16 protein-coding genes and 2 pseudogenes are annotated in these 16,744 nt (G+C 73.8%); 15 read left to right on the forward strand and 3 right to left on the reverse strand.

All coding sequences use genetic code 11. The features are described from left to right. The 5 genes and pseudogenes from AB0E85_RS33735 to AB0E85_RS33755 all read left to right on the forward strand — a co-directional run. Window positions 1-93: pseudogene (locus AB0E85_RS33735) on the forward strand (DNA-binding response regulator); the annotation flags it as partial. Window positions 94-109: 16 nt separating this feature from the next. Continuing rightward, window positions 110-421, forward strand: a complete 312-nt coding sequence (locus AB0E85_RS33740) for a TraR/DksA C4-type zinc finger protein (protein ID WP_361935443.1) — start codon at window positions 110-112, stop codon at window positions 419-421. Window positions 422-465: 44 nt separating this feature from the next. After that, window positions 466-840, forward strand: a complete 375-nt coding sequence (locus AB0E85_RS33745) for a TraR/DksA C4-type zinc finger protein (protein WP_361935533.1) — start codon at window positions 466-468, stop codon at window positions 838-840. Continuing rightward, the gene (locus tag AB0E85_RS33750; RefSeq protein ID WP_361935446.1) at window positions 837-1,661 is read left to right on the forward strand and encodes a rod shape-determining protein; all 825 of its coding nucleotides are present in this window, start codon (window positions 837-839) and stop codon (window positions 1,659-1,661) included. The genes AB0E85_RS33745 and AB0E85_RS33750 overlap by 4 nt, the downstream gene beginning before the upstream one ends. Before the next feature lie 109 nt (window positions 1,662-1,770). After that, a complete protein-coding gene (locus AB0E85_RS33755; protein ID WP_361935448.1) occupies window positions 1,771-2,343 on the forward strand; it encodes a dihydrofolate reductase family protein in 573 nt (190 codons plus the stop codon). A gap of 226 nt (window positions 2,344-2,569) precedes the next feature. Here the strand turns inward: AB0E85_RS33755 and AB0E85_RS33760 are convergent, their stop codons facing one another. Beyond that, window positions 2,570-2,779 carry a hypothetical protein gene (locus AB0E85_RS33760; protein ID WP_361935451.1) on the reverse strand — a complete coding sequence of 70 codons (210 nt, stop codon included), beginning with the start codon at window positions 2,777-2,779 and terminating at the stop codon, window positions 2,570-2,572. 149 nt (window positions 2,780-2,928) lie between these two features. On the opposite strand from AB0E85_RS33760, the gene AB0E85_RS33765 reads away from it, so the two are divergent. From AB0E85_RS33765 to AB0E85_RS33810, 10 genes and pseudogenes are all read left to right on the forward strand, one after another. Further along, window positions 2,929-3,492, forward strand: coding sequence for a snapalysin family zinc-dependent metalloprotease (locus AB0E85_RS33765; RefSeq protein WP_361935453.1), 564 nt, complete (start codon window positions 2,929-2,931; stop codon window positions 3,490-3,492). An 889-nt stretch (window positions 3,493-4,381) separates the two neighbouring features. Next, a complete protein-coding gene (locus AB0E85_RS33770; protein ID WP_361935536.1) occupies window positions 4,382-5,242 on the forward strand; it encodes an alpha/beta hydrolase in 861 nt (286 codons plus the stop codon). Window positions 5,243-5,430: 188 nt separating this feature from the next. After that, window positions 5,431-7,080: pseudogene (locus AB0E85_RS33775) on the forward strand (LuxR C-terminal-related transcriptional regulator); the annotation flags it as partial. 188 nt (window positions 7,081-7,268) lie between these two features. Continuing rightward, window positions 7,269-8,537 carry a helix-turn-helix domain-containing protein gene (locus AB0E85_RS33780; protein ID WP_361935456.1) on the forward strand — a complete coding sequence of 423 codons (1,269 nt, stop codon included), beginning with the start codon at window positions 7,269-7,271 and terminating at the stop codon, window positions 8,535-8,537. A gap of 561 nt (window positions 8,538-9,098) precedes the next feature. Beyond that, a complete protein-coding gene (locus AB0E85_RS33785) occupies window positions 9,099-9,920 on the forward strand; it encodes an ABC transporter ATP-binding protein (RefSeq protein WP_361935459.1) in 822 nt (273 codons plus the stop codon). Continuing rightward, entirely contained in the window at window positions 9,917-10,717 is an 801-nt protein-coding gene (locus AB0E85_RS33790) for an ABC transporter ATP-binding protein (protein WP_361935461.1), read from the forward strand. Before AB0E85_RS33785 ends, AB0E85_RS33790 begins: the two co-directional genes overlap by 4 nt. Then, the gene (locus tag AB0E85_RS33795; RefSeq protein WP_361935464.1) at window positions 10,714-11,610 is read left to right on the forward strand and encodes a branched-chain amino acid ABC transporter permease; all 897 of its coding nucleotides are present in this window, start codon (window positions 10,714-10,716) and stop codon (window positions 11,608-11,610) included. The genes AB0E85_RS33790 and AB0E85_RS33795 overlap by 4 nt, the downstream gene beginning before the upstream one ends. Window positions 11,611-11,632: 22 nt before the next feature. Next, complete coding sequence (locus AB0E85_RS33800) at window positions 11,633-12,742, forward strand: branched-chain amino acid ABC transporter permease (protein ID WP_361935539.1); 1,110 nt, start codon at window positions 11,633-11,635, stop codon at window positions 12,740-12,742. Further along, a complete protein-coding gene (locus AB0E85_RS33805; RefSeq protein ID WP_361935467.1) occupies window positions 12,739-14,034 on the forward strand; it encodes an ABC transporter substrate-binding protein in 1,296 nt (431 codons plus the stop codon). Before AB0E85_RS33800 ends, AB0E85_RS33805 begins: the two co-directional genes overlap by 4 nt. 80 nt (window positions 14,035-14,114) lie before the next feature. Further along, on the forward strand, window positions 14,115-14,492 hold the full coding sequence (locus AB0E85_RS33810; protein WP_361935470.1) for a VOC family protein: 378 nt from the start codon (window positions 14,115-14,117) through the stop codon (window positions 14,490-14,492). 33 nt (window positions 14,493-14,525) lie between these two features. Here the strand turns inward: AB0E85_RS33810 and AB0E85_RS33815 are convergent, their stop codons facing one another. Together AB0E85_RS33815 and AB0E85_RS33820 are read right to left on the reverse strand one after the other, a co-directional pair. After that, window positions 14,526-15,635 carry a hypothetical protein gene (locus tag AB0E85_RS33815; protein ID WP_361935472.1) on the reverse strand — a complete coding sequence of 370 codons (1,110 nt, stop codon included), beginning with the start codon at window positions 15,633-15,635 and terminating at the stop codon, window positions 14,526-14,528. A 2-nt stretch (window positions 15,636-15,637) separates the two neighbouring features. Beyond that, window positions 15,638-16,687, reverse strand: coding sequence for a hypothetical protein (locus tag AB0E85_RS33820; protein WP_361935475.1), 1,050 nt, complete (start codon window positions 16,685-16,687; stop codon window positions 15,638-15,640). Window positions 16,688-16,744: the final 57 nt, after the last annotated feature.

Here is a 16,744-nt window from a genome sequence, read left to right on the forward strand (position 1 = left end):
GCCGACGTCCACCTGCCGGACGGTTCCGGCCTCACCCTGCTGTCGGAGACCCGCGCCGCGGGCTGGCCCAACGGGCTCGCCCTCTCCGCCGCCGAGAAGAGGACCGACCATGTCGCTCGACGTCACCCGGGCCGAGCCCCACCCGCACGAGGCCCGCCGACGCCTGGAACACGCCCGCGCCTCCCGGCTGGCTCAGCTGCGTGCCCTCGACGAGACCGAGCGTGGCTCGGACGATCACCTGCTGTCCGCGCAGAAGACCGCGATGGAGGGGGTGCTGAAAGAGATCGAGGAAGCCTTCACCCGCATCGACGACGGCAGCTACGGCATCTGCGTGGGCTGCGCGAAGCCCGTTCCCGCGGAACGGCTCGAGATCCTGCCCTACACCCGCCACTGCGTCGCCTGCCGGCGCCGCACGGCCTGACCCCGCCCATACCGACCTCCTACGCCCTGCCGCAAAGGGGTGACGTGGTGAACCACCAGACCGTCGAAGAGAGCACGACGCACCTGTCGGCCGAGGACCTCGCCGCGTTGCGCGAGAACCTCCACGAGCAGCGCCTCTTCCGCCAGGAACAACTGCGCCTGCTCGGCGGGCCGGTCACCTCCCGGGCCGAGGACCGGCTCCGGCAGCGGGCCGCCGCCCAGATCGAGGTCCGCGTCAAACTCGCCGCCTCCGCCCGCATGGTCCTCACCGACGTCGAAGCGGCCCTCACCCGCATGAACGAAGGCTCGTACGGCGCCTGCCACCTGTGCCGGCGCCCGATCGAACGCGAACGGCTCGTGATCGTGCCGCAGGCCCGCTATTGCGCCCGCTGCCAGCAGGTCAAGGAGGCACAGCCGTGAACGGCGCCCAGGACCGGTCCGGCGCCCCGGCCCGTCACCGGCCGTGGCCCCTGTGCCGGCGCTGCTGCGGCATCGCCCTGGACATGGGCAGCGCCCGCACCCGCGTCTGGTTCACCGGCAAGGGCACGGTCGTCGACGTGCCGACCGTCACTTTCCCCGGAACCGGCGCACTCCACCCCGTCCAGCGCGGCACCATCGTCGACACCCCGGGGTGCTCCCGGATGCTCCAGCGCGTGATCGGCAACCGGCTGCCCCGGTTCACCCGGCCCCTGGTCATCGTGACCACCCCCGTCCTGGACGGCGTGGCCTACCGTGCCCGGGCCCGTGCAGCGGTGGAGGTGCTGCGGCCCCGCAGCGTCCTGACCGTCCCCAGTGCCCGGTGCATCGCCCTGGCCGCGGACGCGGACATGTCCCGGCCGCTGGTGGTGGTGGACATCGGCGCCCATCTCACCGAGGTGGTGCTGCTGTGCGACGGCGCCGTCACCGACGCGCACCGCACGGCTCTGGGGACCAGCGACCTCGACGGCGCGACCGCGCCCGAGCGACTCGTCGAAGCGGTGGTCACGATGCTGAGCGCGGTCCGCCGCCACGACCGCACCTCGCTCAGCGCCGACGCCCTGCGGCGCGGCATCCTCGTGGCCGGCGGGGGAGCCCTGCGCCCCGAGATCACGTACCCCCTCACTGCTCGACTGAAGGCACCGCTGCGCATCGTCCCGGCCCCGCACACAGCGGCGGTCCGCGGCGCCGCCAGGTTCCTGCAAGCCGCCCACGCCCACCCCTCGGCCTCCGCGGACCTCCCGCCCGTCCTTCGCGCCCCCTAGGGCCCGGGGTCGCGTCAGACCGGGCATTCCGTGAACGCCGATGGTGAAATGGCGACGTGAGCGGAGTGCGCCCCCGGGTGGCCGAACCCGCTACCGAGGAGGTCTTCTGATGCGCAGCGTGACCTATTCGATGAGCGTCTCACTGGACGGCTACATCGTCGGACCGGACGGCGACTTCGACTGGAGCGTGCCCGGCGACGACGTCTTCCGCTTCTGGATCGACGAGATCCGGCAGGTCGACGTCCACCTGATGGGACGACGGCTGTACGAGACGATGCTCTACTGGGAGACCGCCGACCAGGACCCTTCGCTCGACGAGACGATGCTCGAATGGGCCGGGCTCTGGAATCCGCTTCCGAAAGTGGTGTTCTCCACCACGCTGTCCTCGGTACAGGGCCATGCCCGCCTGGCCTCCGGCGGCGTGGCGGAGGAGATCGAGCGGTTGCGGGCCGAGCCGGGGGAGGGCGAGATCGCGATCGGCGGCGCGACGCTCGCCGCCGAGGCGGCCGCGGCGGGTCTGATCGACGAGTACCGGGCGATGGTCTACCCGGTGCTCGTCGGCGGCGGTATCCCGTTCTTTCCCCGGGACGAGCGCCGGGTGGATCTCGAACTCGTCGAAACCCGCACTTACAACGCGCGAGTCGTCTACCTCCGCCACCGCGTGACGCGTCAGCAGGCCTGAGCCGGGCCGAGGTGCGTGCTGACCCGTCGTCAAGTCCTGGCCGGCTCCCGCCTCCCAGTGGCAGGCAGACGCGACTGCTCTGTGGGCGAAGCCTCGTTCGCCCGAAGATCCGCAGGTCATGGAGTGGAGCCACGGGACGGCACTCCCGCCGCTGCCCGGGGCCGACGGGCGGGCGGCGGGTGAGGACCGCCTGACGCGCGCCGTGTCTTCCGGGTCGCCACCGCCGTCAGCGGGGGATGCCCACCGCGTCCAGGTACTGGTGCATGACCTCTGCCGGGAGGCCGGGGTTGCTCAGGGCCCCGGAGGAGAGCTCCGGGTCCTCGCAGCTCTCCAGGACGCGGCCGACGGGCAGGGCGGGGTGCGCGGCGGCCCTGCCCGACAGGCCGCAGGTACGCCGCCGTTGGGAGCTGGCCACCGGCTGGTTGTTCAACGCCATCGGCGTCTCGGTCGCCACCGCCGCCTGACGGCCCGACGCCCGCGGAGGCTCGGCTTACGCCGTTTGCCGGATTCGGTGGTGACCTTGCCGGGCAAGGGGCTAAAGAATGTCATGAGCACGACTGCCCTTTCCCCACGAGGAGGTCGATCATGCACGTCCGACTGCTGACCGGCGGTGTCGCCGCCGCCTGTCTGGTGTCGCTGTCCCTGACGGCCGGCCAGGCCGCGGCCGCCGCCCCCCGAGTTGCGGACGCCCCACTCGCCGCCCGGGTCCTGACCTATGACGCCAGCGGCTCCGCGGAGTTCAAGAGCGCCGTCAACCGCGGCGCGGCGATCTGGAACGAGAGCGTCGACGCCGTCGAGCTGCGGCCGGTCGCAGCGGGGCAACGAGCGAACATCCGGGTCCTCGCGGACAACGGCTGGCCGCGCGCCCTGCCCACCACACTCGGCAACGGCACCGTGTACATCGGACGCCAGGCCGTCGATCAGGGCTACGACACGATTCGTATCTCGTCGCACGAACTCGGGCACATCCTGGGTCTGCCGGATCGCAAGCCCGGACCCTGCTCCAGCCTGATGTCCGGCTCCACCGCGGGCATTTCGTGCACCAACCCGTACCCGAACGCGGCGGAGAAGGCGGAGGTCGAGGGGAACTTCGGCGCCGTGCTCGCCGAGCGGGCTCCGGCGGGGCGTACGGAGGTGATCGTGGACTGACGCGTGCGGCGTCACGCGTGAGAGGGGCTCCCACCCTCGCTGGACCGCTCACCGTCGCTCGGCAATCGTCGGCATCCGTACCGGTTCCCTTGCGGAGGAGAACCCGTTGTCCGGCCGACGGTGAGCGGCGGCGTCTCACTCCTTGCGGGAGTGGGGGCCGATCGCGCGGTGGAGGGCGTCGGCACGCCAGGACGGCAGCGCGCTGCCTACGCCGGCGCCGCCTCGACTGCCCGTTGCCCCTGGGTCATGGCGCTCCTCGTCCTCCTCCGTGCTTCCCTCACGGCTGCGTGTGCCCGCCGTCCAGGGCCGAACGGGTCCTCCGCGGGCCCCGCGTCCACCGTGTGCTCGGGCGGGTCACGAGCGTGGTGCTGACCGGCTCGGCCTCGCCGTGGGCGGTACCGCCCGCTGACGCGGTGGCGTATGAGGCTCGGTGACGCGGTGCCGCATGAGGCCGGTGACGCGGTGGCCGCGTGAGGCCGCTGACGCGGTGTCGGGACGAGACCGGACTACACGGCGGTCGTACTGGATCGGCCGGCACGGCGGTCGTGGGAGGCCGGCCGGGACGGCGGTCGTACGAGACCGGTCGGGACGGCGGTCGTACGAGACCGGTCGGGACGGCGGTCGTAGGAGGCCGGTCGGCACGGCGGTCGTACGAGACCGGTGACATTGCCGGTCCCCGTGCGGTGGCCGGTCCCCGACAGTGGCACGGCCAGCCCGACGGCGGTGCCCACCGCGGGCACGCGGCGGACACCCCAGGTCCCGCGTGCCCGCGAACGGCCGCCCGCCACGACTGAGAGGACGACTCGTCGTGCAACTCCACCCCCACGCCCGCTCATCCACCCGCACCCGTGACACCCTCGGCCGCCGATCCGGGCACCGGGCGGGACGCCTGGCCGGTGCCGCAGCGGCTATTGCGCTCGCCGTCGGCCTCGGGCCCCTGACCGGCCCGGGTGCCCACGCCGCCGACAACCCGTATGAGCGCGGCCCGGCCCCGACCACCGCCGGCATCGAGGCGGTCCGCGGCCCGTACGCCGTGTCGCAGACGTCCGTCTCGTCGCTGTCCGTCACCGGATTCGGCGGCGGCACCATCTACTACCCGACGAGCACCAGCGACGGCACCTTCGGCGCGGTGGCCATCTCGCCCGGCTACACCGCCTACGAGTCGTCCATCGCCTGGCTCGGGCCGCGCCTGGCCTCCCAGGGCTTCGTGGTGTTCACCATCGACACCCTCACCACGCTCGACCAGCCCGACTCCCGCGGCCGTCAGTTGCTGGCCGCCCTGGACCACCTCACCGAGCGCAGCCCGGTGCGGAGCCGCGTCGACGCCTCCCGCCTCGGCGTCATGGGCCATTCGATGGGCGGCGGCGGCAGTCTGGAGGCCGCCAAGTCGCGTCCGGCCCTCCAGGCGGCGATCCCGCTGACCCCGTGGAACCTCGACAAGACCTGGCCCGAGCTCACCACGCCGACCCTGATCTTCGGAGCCGACGGAGACACCATCGCCCCCGTCTCCTCCCACTCCGAGCCCTTCTACACGAGCCTGTCCTCCTCGCTGGACCGGGGTTACCTGGAGCTGAACTCGGCGACCCACTTCACGCCCAACTCGTCGAACACCACGATCGCGAAGTACAGCATTTCCTGGCTCAAGCGGTTCATCGACAACGACACCCGCTACGAGCAGTTCCTGTGCCCGCTGCCCCGGCCGAGCGTGACCATCGAGGAGTACCGGGGCAACTGCCCCCACGGCTCCTGACACAACCGGGGCCCGGCGGCGGACATGCGCGACGTGTCCGCCGCCGGTGCCGTGCCGGGGCACACGCGAGACAGCCGGTCATTGGGCCGGGGCACAACGCGGTCAGGGGCCAGGCCCGATCAAAGCGCAGGTGGGGCCGTGGGTTCACCCCTCGGGACGCACGGACGTCAACCTTCCGGTCTTCCCTACGCGCGAGTAACCTCCGTGGGGTGAGCGGAGACGGAAGCAGGGCACGGACGACTCCCCGCGCCGGGAGCCGGTACGGCCGGGACGCCGCCCGGTCGTCCGTCGAGGACCGCGGTCATGCCGAACTCGCGCGTGGCCGACGGCAGTTGTTCGACGGCCCGGTGGACGACGCACGCGAGACCCTGCTGCTGGCCGCGGCCCTGCTCGCCGCCGGCGCCCCGGACGAGGCCGAGGCCGCCCTCCTCTGCGCTGCGGACGCCGCCTGGGCGTCGGGCGACGTCACGGCTTGTCTGACCGCTCTCGACGGCCCGGACCCCCCGGGGTCGGCAGGCGGGCCCGCCGCACCGGCCACCGTCACAGCCGGAGAACCGACCGACGGCACGAGCCTCACCGTCCCTCCCGCCGGATGCGGGTGGCCGGAGCTGTGCGGTCCCGGGCGGGGACGTGACCGCGACCCCTTATTCCGGGACTACCGCGACGGGATGCGCGCCCTGCTGGACCGGCGGCCGGAGCGCGCCGCCGGTCCGCTGCGGCGCGTACTGAGCCGAGTGCGCCCAGACGACCCTCCGGAGCGGCTGCTGCGCGCCGCGTCGGCGGCCCTGCTGCTCGGCGACGTCCACGCCGCCCGCGCCGCGGGAGCCCGCGCCCTCGCCGTCGCCCGCAACGCGGAGTGCGTCGCCTCCGAAGCACGGGCCCTGGAGTACCTGGCCTACGGCGAGTTGCGCGCCGGCCGCCACGCACAGGCGCGTGCCCACGCGGAGGAGGGCGTGCGCGCGTCGCTGCTGGCCGGCCATCGCAACACCGCGGCGAGCCACCACGCGCTGCTCGCTCTGGCCGCCTCGATCGAGGGGGACACCGCCGCGGTCTCCGGATACGCCTCGGCCGCCCTGGCCACCGCCCGCCGCCACGGCCTGGCCCAGGCGGCGACCCTGGCCGAGTGGGCCACCGCCCGCGCCGACCTGGCCCGCGGCCGTCCCCTGGACGCCGCCGACCGGCTCGCCCCGCTCGTCGGACCCGGCCCCCGGCGTGGCCACTTCGCCGTCTGGATGCTCGCCGTGCCCTGCTTCGTCGAGGCCGCGGTACTCGCCGGGCAGCCGGAGGACGCCCGGGGGCCCCTCGGAGACCTCGCCCGCTGGGCCGACTTCGGCGCCGATCCGCACGCGCCGGCCCAGCTCGCGCGCTGCCGGGCCCTGCTCGCCGTGGACGACCGCGAGGCCGACGACCTCTACCTGCGGGCGCTCGCCCTGCACGACGGGTCGGGGGGCGACTTCGAGCGGGCGCGGACCGAGCTTCTGTACGGCCGGTGGCTGCGGCGCCGCCGCCGGCTGCGGGAGGCGCGTGGCCGGCTCGGCGCCGCCCTGGTCGCCTTCGAACGCTGCGGGGCCGGCGCCTGGGCCGACCAGACACGCGGCGAGCTGCGCGCCAACGGCGCCGCGTCCGGGAAGGAGCCGGCCGCGGGACTCGCACGGCTGACGCCGCAGCAACTGCGTATCGCACGCCACGTGGCCGACGGCGCCACCAACAGGGAGGTGGCCCAGCGGCTCGCCGTCAGCACCCGCACGGTCGACTACCACCTGCGGAACGTCTTCGCCGTTCTCGGCGTGCGCTCCCGCATCGAGCTGGCCCGCATGGTCGACCAAGAGCACCGCTGAACCCCGGAAATCCCGGCGACCGCACGGAGAAGACGCCGCACGACCCTGGGGACCGACCGGACGGTATGCCATTCTTCGAAGCAGCACTACGCGGGTGACGGCGCCGAACGGGGCAGCGCACCCGCCGGACGCCGCTGCGCCCGGACGGCACGGGGCCGCCGTGGGGCCGAAGCCGGGGGAGGACCGCCATGCATCCTGCCGCACGCACCCGTACGACGTTCCGCGCCGGGCCGACACCCGTCCCGCAGCCGCGGTCCCGGCGGATCCGGTCGCTGATCGACGCCGACGCGCTGCGCGTCCTGCACCGCGCCGCCCGGGTCCTGCTCGACGACCTGCCGGATCTGACCGACCGGCTGCTGGCGGTCCTGCGCGAGCAGGAACCGGCGTACCGGACGGCGCTGGAGAACGACCACGCCGCCACCTGGCAGGAGGCCTACCGCTCGCTGCGGCACAGCGTGACGTCGCTGCTCGACCCGCGCGGGACCCGCGAGGCCGCCCACCGCTGCACCTGGCGGATCGGCGCCACCCGCGCCGAACAGGGACTGCCGCTGGACGCCCTGCTGCACGCGTTCCGGCTGGGCGGGTCCCTGGTGTGGCAGCGGCTGGTCGAGGAGACCACCCGCTCGGAGCCCGAGGACATCCGGCTGCTCGTGCACGTGGCCACCGACGTGTGGAACTTCGTCGACGAGCACTGCACCCTCGTGGCGGACGCCTACCGGCAGGCGGAGCGGCAGCTGGCCTGGCGGCGCGAGAACAGGGTGCGCCTGCTGGCGGCTGCCCTGCTGGAAGGCACGAGCCGGATCGCGGACCTGCCCGAGACGGCCGAGCGACTGTGCCTGCCGGAGCACGGCCGGTTCGTCGTCGTCGCGGTCGCCGGGGGCCGGCCGCGGGACCTCCCACCCGGTGGGAGCACCTACTGGCACGCGGGTGTGGACGTGGACCACGGCATCGTCCTGGTCGGCGAGGAGGGGGGCGGCGAGGCCGACCGGGACCCCGTCGCGGCACTGGCCCTGTCCACCGACGGCCCCGCGGGCCGCCGGATCGGCGTCGGCAGCGCCGTGACGGGACTCGCCGCCGTCGGAGACGCCCGGCGCCTGGCCGACCTGGCCCTGAGCATCTGCCCGCCCGACGGCGGCACGGTCCGGCTCACCGAGCACCTGCCCGAGGCGCTGGTCGTCTCCTGCCCGGAACTCGGCGCCACCCTCACCGAGCGGGTGCTCGGCCCGCTGCTGCGCCTGGAACCGGCCGACCGGGACGTCCTGCTGGAGACCCTGGTCGCCTGGTTCGCCTGCGAGGGTTCCGCCCAGCGTGCCGGTGAACGGCTCTACTGCCACCGGAACACCGTCCTGAACCGGCTGCGCCGCTGCGAACAGCTCATCGGCCGCTCCCTGGCCCGCCCGCACGATGTGGTGGAGATCAGCCTGGCCCTGACGGCCCGCCGGCTGCTGCGCGGCTGACCGGACATCCACCGGCGGCGCCGCGCGGCGTGCGGGTCTCCCTGGTGCGCAGCACGGAGGGCACTTCGCCGCGCGTCTCGTAGCTCCCTCCGCCAGGGCGCGGCGCACCCGCCACCCGCCACCCTCCTGCCGACGTCCCCCAACGGCGCGCCGCGCCCCCTCCGCCCGGCCTCCGCCCCGCGCTGGACCCCTCTGCCCGGTGTCCGCGGCGGGCCGCTCTGCCCGGTGTCCGTCCGCGGCGGGCGGGCCTCTCTGCGCGGCATCCCGCGCCGCATCCCCGTGCCGCCCCCTCCGCCCGGCTTCCGCCTCCGCCGCCCCTCCGCCCGGCATCCGCCCGCTCCCCCCTCCGCCCGGCATCCGCCTCCGCCGCCCCCTCCGCCCGGCATCCGCCCGTCCAGCGCGCCCCCGCCCCTGGGCAGCCGCACAATCCCCGCCGGGCCTCATTGGGACCACGCAGCCACCCGGCCCGAACACCTGTACCGCCCGCCCGCGCCCGTGCTGTCGTGAGCTGCCCTTCCCCCGAAGCACCCGTGCCCGACGGCGCGGATCCGAGGAGCCGTGATGCCCGAAGCACCACCGGACGACGAGCCCGCCCTGCACATCGAGGGTCTCGACGTGACCTACGGGCGCGCACTGTCCGCCCTGCGCTCCGTGTCGCTGACCGTCCCGCACGGCACGGTCGTGGCCCTGCTCGGCGCCAACGGCGCGGGCAAGACGACCCTGCTGCGGGCGGTGTCGGGCACCCTGCGCCTGCACCGTGGCGCGGTCACGGCCGGCCGTATCCGCTACGGCACGACGGACCTCGACGGGCGCGACCCGGTCGCCGCCGTGCGTGCCGGGGTCGTCCAAGTCCCCGAGGGCCGCCGGGTCTTCGCCGGGCTCACCGTCGACGAGAACCTGCGCTCCGGCGGCCTCGGCCTCGGGCGGCGCCGCCCCGACCAGGTCGCCGAGGCCCGGGAGCGGGTCTTCACGCTCTTCCCGCGCCTCGCCGAACGCACCCGGCAGGCAGCGGGCCTGCTCTCCGGCGGCGAGCAGCAGATGCTCGCCATCGGGCGGGCCCTCATGGCCGCGCCCCGGCTGCTCCTGCTCGACGAGCCCTCCCTGGGCCTGGCCCCGCAGATGGTGTACCGGATCGCCGAGGTCGTCCGCGAGATCAACGCGCACGGGACCGCCGTGCTGCTCGTGGAGCAGAACGCGGGCATGGCGCTGTCCCTCGCCGACACCGCCCACGTCCTGGAGGTCGGCGAGGTCCGGCTCTCCGGCCCCGCCGACGAACTCGCCCGCACGGACGCCGTGAAGCGCCTGTACCTGGGAGAGACCGACGGCGAAGGAACCGAGACCGCACAGAGAGCCGGAACCACCGAGGGGCAGGGAGCCGCGTGACCGTCCGCACCACCGCACCGCCCGAACTCACCGTCACCGACGTGACGGTCCGCTTCGCCGGACTCACCGCCCTGGACGCGGTGTCGTTCACCGTCGCCCCGGGCTCCGTCCACGCACTGATAGGACCCAACGGAGCGGGCAAGTCCACCTGCTTCAACGTGCTGTCGGGACTGTGCCGCCCGGCCACGGGCACCGTACGGCTGGGGGACGCAGACCTGACCCGGCTGGCGCCCCACCGCATCGCCGCCCTCGGCATGGCCCGCACTTTTCAGAACATCGTCACCACCCAGGGCACGGTCGCCGACAACCTGATGCTCGGCCGCCACGCCCTGTCCCGCTCCGGGTTCGCCGCTGGCGCGCTGCGCCTGCCGCACGCACGGCGCGAACAGCGCGAACACCTCGCCCGGGCCCGCGAGATCGCCGAACTCACCGGCCTGGCAGAGCACTTCGACCACCCTGTCGCCCTGCTCTCCTACGGCGACCGCAAACGCGTGGAGTTCGCCCGCGCCCTCTGCCTGGAGCCCAGCGTGCTGCTCCTGGACGAACCGGTCGCCGGGATGAACGCGGCCGAACGCGTCCGCACGGTCGAGGTCGTGCACACCGTACGGGCCGAACTCGGCCTGTCCGTCGTGCTGGTCGAGCACGACATGGGCCTGGTGATGCGGCTCGCCGACGAGGTCACCGTCCTCGACTTCGGCCGCCGTATCGCGCACGGCACCCCGGACGAGGTCCGCAGCGACCCAGAGGTGCTGCGCGCCTACCTCGGCATCGGCACCGGGCAGGAGGACGCGGCGTGACCTCCCTCCTGGACAACGTCTTCAACGGACTGGCCCTGGGCGCGGTCTACGCCCTCGTCGCCCTCGGCTTCGTCATCATCTTCAAGGCCTCCGGCGTCATGAACTTCGCCCACGGTTCCCTGCTGCTGCTCGGCGGCTACCTCACCGCCGTACTCCACGACGACCTGGGGTTCGCCGGGGCCCTCGCCGTGTCCGTCCTGGTGACGGCGGCCGTGGCCGGAGCCATGGACCGTTTCCTGCTCCAGGCCGGCGGGCCGGACCCGCACACCGCCCATGTGCAGACCATCGTCACCATCGGCGTCGACATCCTCATCCTCACCGACCTGTCGCGGCGCATCGGCGGCGATCTGCTCTCGCTCGGCGACCCCTGGGGCGACTCGGTGAGCGGGCTCGGGCCGGTGACCGTCGCGGACAGCCGTATCGCCGCGATCGTGGTCTCCGCCGTGGTCATCGCCGGTGTCTTCGCCCTGTTCCGGTACACCACGTGGGGCCTGTCGCTGCGCGCGTCGGCCGAGGACGTCGAGGCGGCGTCCCTGATGGGCGTACGGCTGGTGCGGGTCCGCATGCTGGCGTGGTGCCTGGCCGGAGCGCTGGCCGCACTGGCGGCGGTCTTCCTCGCCGCCTTCCCCGCACCCGGCCTGGAGCGCACGACCGGACAGATCGCCCTGAAGGCGTTCCCGGCGGCGATCCTCGGCGGCATGGCCTCGCCGCCCGGCGCCCTCGCGGGCAGTCTGCTGATCGGCATGACCGAGGCGCTCGTCGCGGGCTACCAGTCCGAACTGCACGTCCTGGGCGAGGGGTTCGGCGACGTCGCCCCCTACGCGGTGATGGTGCTGGTGCTGCTGGTCCGGCCGACCGGGCTGTTCGGCGGGAAGGCGGCGGTCCGTGTCTGAGCGACTCCCGCGCGCCCGCGCGATCCGGCTGGGCCGTACCCTCACGGCCGTCGCCGTCCTGTGCGCCCTGCCCTTCTACCTCGACGCGTTCTGGCTGCGCATCGGACTGTTCTCCATGGCGGCAGCCGTCGGCGCGGTGGGCCTGGGGCTGCTCTCCGGCACAGCGGGCCAACTCTCCCTCGGGCACGCCTTCTTCCTGGCCGTGGGCGCCTACGGATACGTCTGGCTGGCCGGTGAACCCGGACCGGGCCTGCCCACCGCCGTGGCCGCCGTGCTCGCGGTGCTGCTCGCCGGGGCGGCCGGTGGGATCTTCAGCCCCGTCGCCGGCCGGGTGCGCGGCATCTACCTGGGCGTCGCCACCCTGGCCCTGGTCTTCCTCGGCCACCACGTCCTGCTGACAGCCGACTCCGTCACCGGCGGCTTCAACGGCCGTTCGGTGCCGCCCCTGGAACTGGCCGGTTTCTCCTTCTCCTCGGACTCCGAACTGACCCTGCTGGGCGTCCCGTTCGGCGCTGAGGAACGGCTCTGGTACCTGGGACTGGCGCTGTTCGCGGTCACCTGGTTCACCGCACGCGGAATCCTCCGCGGCCGGCCGGGACGCGCCCTGGTGGCGCTGCGCGACAGCGAGACCGCGGCGGCCGTGATGGGCGTGAACGTCTCCCGCCACCGCTCGGCGGCCTTCGTGGTGTCGTCGATGTACGCGGGCCTGGCCGGAGTGATGCTCGCCCTCTCCTTCCGCCGCGTCGTGCCCGACTACTTCGGCCTCGTGCTGTCGGTCGACTACCTCGCCATGATCGTCATCGGCGGTCTCGGGTCGGTGGCCGGAGCCACCGCGGGCGCCGTCTTCGTCACCGCGCTGCCCCTGCTGATGACCCGCTACGCCGACCAGCTTCCGCTGGTGGCCGCGCCCGGCACCACCGACGGCACGGTCGGCCCCACCGAAGCCGCCCGCTACCTCTACGGAGCGGCGATCGTCCTCATCCTCCTCTTCGCCCCCGACGGCCTGCACGGCCTGGCCCGCCGTCTGCGCGCCCGCCTGCGTGGCCGCCGGACCGCCCCACCACCCACCGGCACCACCACCCCGTCCCGACCGCACACGTCTGCCGTCCGAGCCAAGGAGCCCACCCCGTGAAGCCCACGCACCACCACACGCACCGCGCCGCACCACGCACCAGGACGCTCCTGGCCACGGCCCTGGCCGCCCTGCTGCTCGCGGGCACCGGATGCAGCTCCAAGGCCGGCTCCTCCGGGAGCACGGACGACGGCGCCGACGGCATCAAGACCGGGCCCGGCGTGACCGGAAAGACCATCAGACTCGGCGCCCTGACGGACCTCACCGGCCCCTACGCGACCCTCGGCAAGAGCATCGTGCAGGCCCAGCAGATGTGGGCGGACGAGGTGAACGCCCGTGGCGGCATCTGCGACCGGCGCGTCGAGATCGTGGTCAAGGACCACGGCTACGACGTCCAGAAGGCCGTCACCGCCTACGCCGACCTGTCCCAGGACGTCGTGGCGCTGCCCCAGGTCATCGGTTCGCCCGTGATGGCCGCGCTGCTCGACGACATCGAGCGGGACAAGGTCCTCACCTTCCCGCAGGCCTGGGCCGCCTCCCTGCTCGACCGCGACGCGGTCCAGGTCCTGGGCACCACCTACGACATCGACATGATCGCCGCGGTCGACTTCCTCACCCGCTCCAAGGGGCTCGCCAAGGGCGACACGATCGGCCACGTCTATTTCGAGGGCGACTACGGCGCGAATGCGCTGGAGGGGTCGCGGTGGGCCGCGAAGAAGGCGGGCCTCAAGCTGGCCGGGCAGAAGATCAAGGCCACGGACACCGACCTGTCCGCACAGGTCTCGGCCCTGCGCAAGGAGGGCGTCACAGCGATCCTGATCAGCGCGGGGCCGGCCCAGACGGCCTCGCTGGTCGGCGTGGCGGCCTCCCGTGGCCTGAAGGTGCCCGTCGTCAGCAGCGCCCCCGGCTACGCGCCGCAGCTGATGAAGACCCCGGCCGCCCCCGCTCTGGCGGCCATGCTGAACGTGGTCAGCGCAGCACCCGCGGTCAGCTCCGACCTGCCCGGGGTGCGCAAGATGGTCGCCGCCTACAAGAAGAAGTACCCGGGCTCCCTCGTCGACTCCGGCGTGCTCTCCGGCTACAACGCCGCCCAGCTGATGGGCAGGGATCTGAAGAAGGCCTGTGAGAACGGCAGCCTTTCCCGCGAGGACGTGGTCAAGGCCCACCGCTCCCAGTCCGGTGTCGACGTCGGTCTCGGCACCGCGCAGGACTTCTCCGACAAGGCGCAGCCCGCGAACACCTCGACGTACGTGCACAAGCCGGACGCCCATGCGGTGGGAGCCGCGGTGAACGTCGAAGACGCCCGCACCGCGCCGGGCGTCGAGCAGTACCTCGCTTCTCGCTCCCGGTGACACCAAGGACCCGGTCCCACCCGGACGGTGGCGCTTCGTCCGCAGAGAGCGGGCGAAGAGCCACCGCCTAGGATCGGCCCGTGATCGCCGACCTGCAGTGCGTGGTGCTGGATTGTCCCGATCCGGTGGAACTGGCCGTGTTCTACCGGTCGCTTCTCGGTGGCACCGTCAACCAGCCGGACCGGAGGTGGGCGCTGAGCGACGCCTGGGCGACGCTGCACACGGCGTCCGGTGTCGTCCTCGCCTTCCAGCGGGTGACGCCCTACCGGCCGCCCGCGTGGCCCGACCCGGCCAGACCGCAGCAGTTCCACCTCGACTTCGCAGTCGCGGACCTGGACCGGGCCGAAGAGCAGGTGCTGGAACGGGGGGCAACAGTGCTGGACGTCGGTGAGGGCGGGCGGAGTTGGCGGATCTATGCCGACCCGGCGGGGCACCCGTTCTGTCTGGTCCGCCACTGACGGGCGGCCGCGTCGCCTGATCGGCAGGGCGTCTCAGCCGTACCGCAGGACGCGCGGGGCGAAGGTGCCCTCGGGGCCGTCGGCGCGGCCGACCGACCACACCGTCGCCGTGCCCGGCACCGGCGCCAGCCGCAGCGTCCTGGAGTCACCCTCGCCTGCCACCGCCGGTTCGGCGTACTCGGTGAACGCCTGGCCGTTCCAGGCGAGGAAGTCCGGCCCGGGGACCCACGGAGGAGTGCTGCCGGGCGGGCCCCACTTCTGCGAGCGGGCCACCGAGACCCAGCCGAGCCCGCCGGACGCGCTGGGCGCCAGTGACGTGATGCCGCCGAAGTCGGTGGGCACGGTCACCCGGTTCCAGGTCTGCCCGTCCCAGCGGACCAGCAGGGGCGGAATCGGCCGGCCCACCGGCCCGCCGACGAACCCGGCTGTACCACCCGCCCACACTTCCGTCGGCGACACCGCCAGCACACTGCCGACGGCCGACCGCGGGAACCCGTCCACGACCGTCTGCCGCCACGCCCGCCCGTCCCAGTGCGACACCGCCGCACCCGAGGCGGTCTCGCCCGCGGCCCAGACGTCGTCCGCCGCCAGGACGTGCAGGCCGTACACGGCTCCCGGCGGTGCCGGCACGTCCTGCCAGCCGCGCCCGTCCCGGCGCAGCAGCACCTGCGCGCCGTCCCGCGTGCCGATCAGCCAGGTCTCACCGCCGCCGGTGACGACCTTGGTCAGCACCACATCGCGCGGCGGCCGGCTCTCGGACCAGGCCTCGCCGTCGAAGCGGAGCAGGTGGGTGCCGCCCGCCGTGTCGCGGCCGACCGCCCAGAGCGCCGCCGGTGACGTCCCGGCGACGGACAGCAGCTCCCCCTGCCAGCGGATCCCGGGCAGGCCCTGGCGCTGCCACGCCGTTCCGTCCCAGCGCAGCACCAGCGGGAAGCCCGGCGCCTCGCGGCCGACGGCGTCGGCACCCACCGCCCAGGCCCGGTCCGGCCCGAAGGCCACGGCCTCGTTCAGCCCGGCCTGCGGACGCACCTGCGCCGGGACCGGAACGTGCTGCCAGGACGCGGTGTCCGCTCCGGCCGGGCTCATCCCGGCCATGATCGTCAGGGCGATGGCGAGGGCGGCGACGAGAAGTCTTCGTGCCATGGTCAGCCTCCCAGCCGCTCGCTCATCAGACGGGGTTTCGAGCCGTAGATCTCGACGGTCCCGAAGGACAGCAGCGCGGACCCCGCCCTCGCCAGTGCCCGAGGCCTGACGACGATCGCGTTCGTGCGTTCGGGACCGTAGGAGAAGGTGGTGCGGGGGCCGTCCAGGCGCGCGTACTTCGACTGGAACGCGTGGTCGCTGCGTACCGGCAGCCACAGCGCGCCGTCCGGACCGCGCACCATGGCCTCGGTGGAGGTGTCGCCCAGCGGGGGGTAGGTGGTGCGCCAGGCGTGCCCGTTCCAGGTCGTCAGACAGGTGCGGGCGACACCGTCGGTGTACCGGCTGCCGCCGACGGTGACCCGGCCGGACGGTTCGGGCAGGATCGTGTGCACGTTGCTGTCCTGCGGCAGCGGCACCTTCGCGTCCCGCCACGTCGTGCCGTTCCAGCGCAGGACGGTCGTCCCGGTGCCGGTGTCTCCCCAGGCCCAGGCGTCGGTGGCGGAGCGTGCGGTGATCCCCATGACGTACCGGACACCGTCCGGGGTGGACTGCGCGGTCCAGGCGGAGCCGTCGTAGTGCAGCACCTTCAGCCCGGTGTCGTCCTCACCCACCACCCACGCGGCACCCGGTACGGCGGCGAAGTCCTGGTAGGTCCACAGGGTCTGCGGCAGCGGCACGGTGCTCCAGCCTTGCGCCGACCGGCGCAGGATGGCGCCCGAACCCGAGCGGTGGTGGAAGGTCCACATCTCCTCGCCGACGAACTGCACCTTGCCGAGCCATCCCGGCTCGCCGGCGCCGGGGAATCCGGTGTCCCGGCTCCACGCCGTGCCGTCGAACCGGTACGCCAGGGGCCGCAGTCCGTCGGCGGCGTGCTCGTACCCGGTCGCCCACGCCTCGCCCGGCCCGCGGGCGGCGAGGTCGGACACCGTCACCGGCGGAGCCGCCGCCGGCACCGGCAGCGCCGACCAGCCCGGTGCCACGGCCGAGGCCGGCGACACCACCGCGGCACACGCGATCACGAGGCAGACGACGACCGCGCGAAGCCCGTTCACGAGACCTCCCCAGAACGCGAAGGCCGCTCACCTTATGGCCGCTCACCCCTGCTGAAC

Origin of the sequence: Streptomyces sp. NPDC029044, from assembly GCF_040637495.1 — a bacterium.
Classification (GTDB): Bacteria; Actinomycetota; Actinomycetes; order Streptomycetales; family Streptomycetaceae; genus Streptomyces.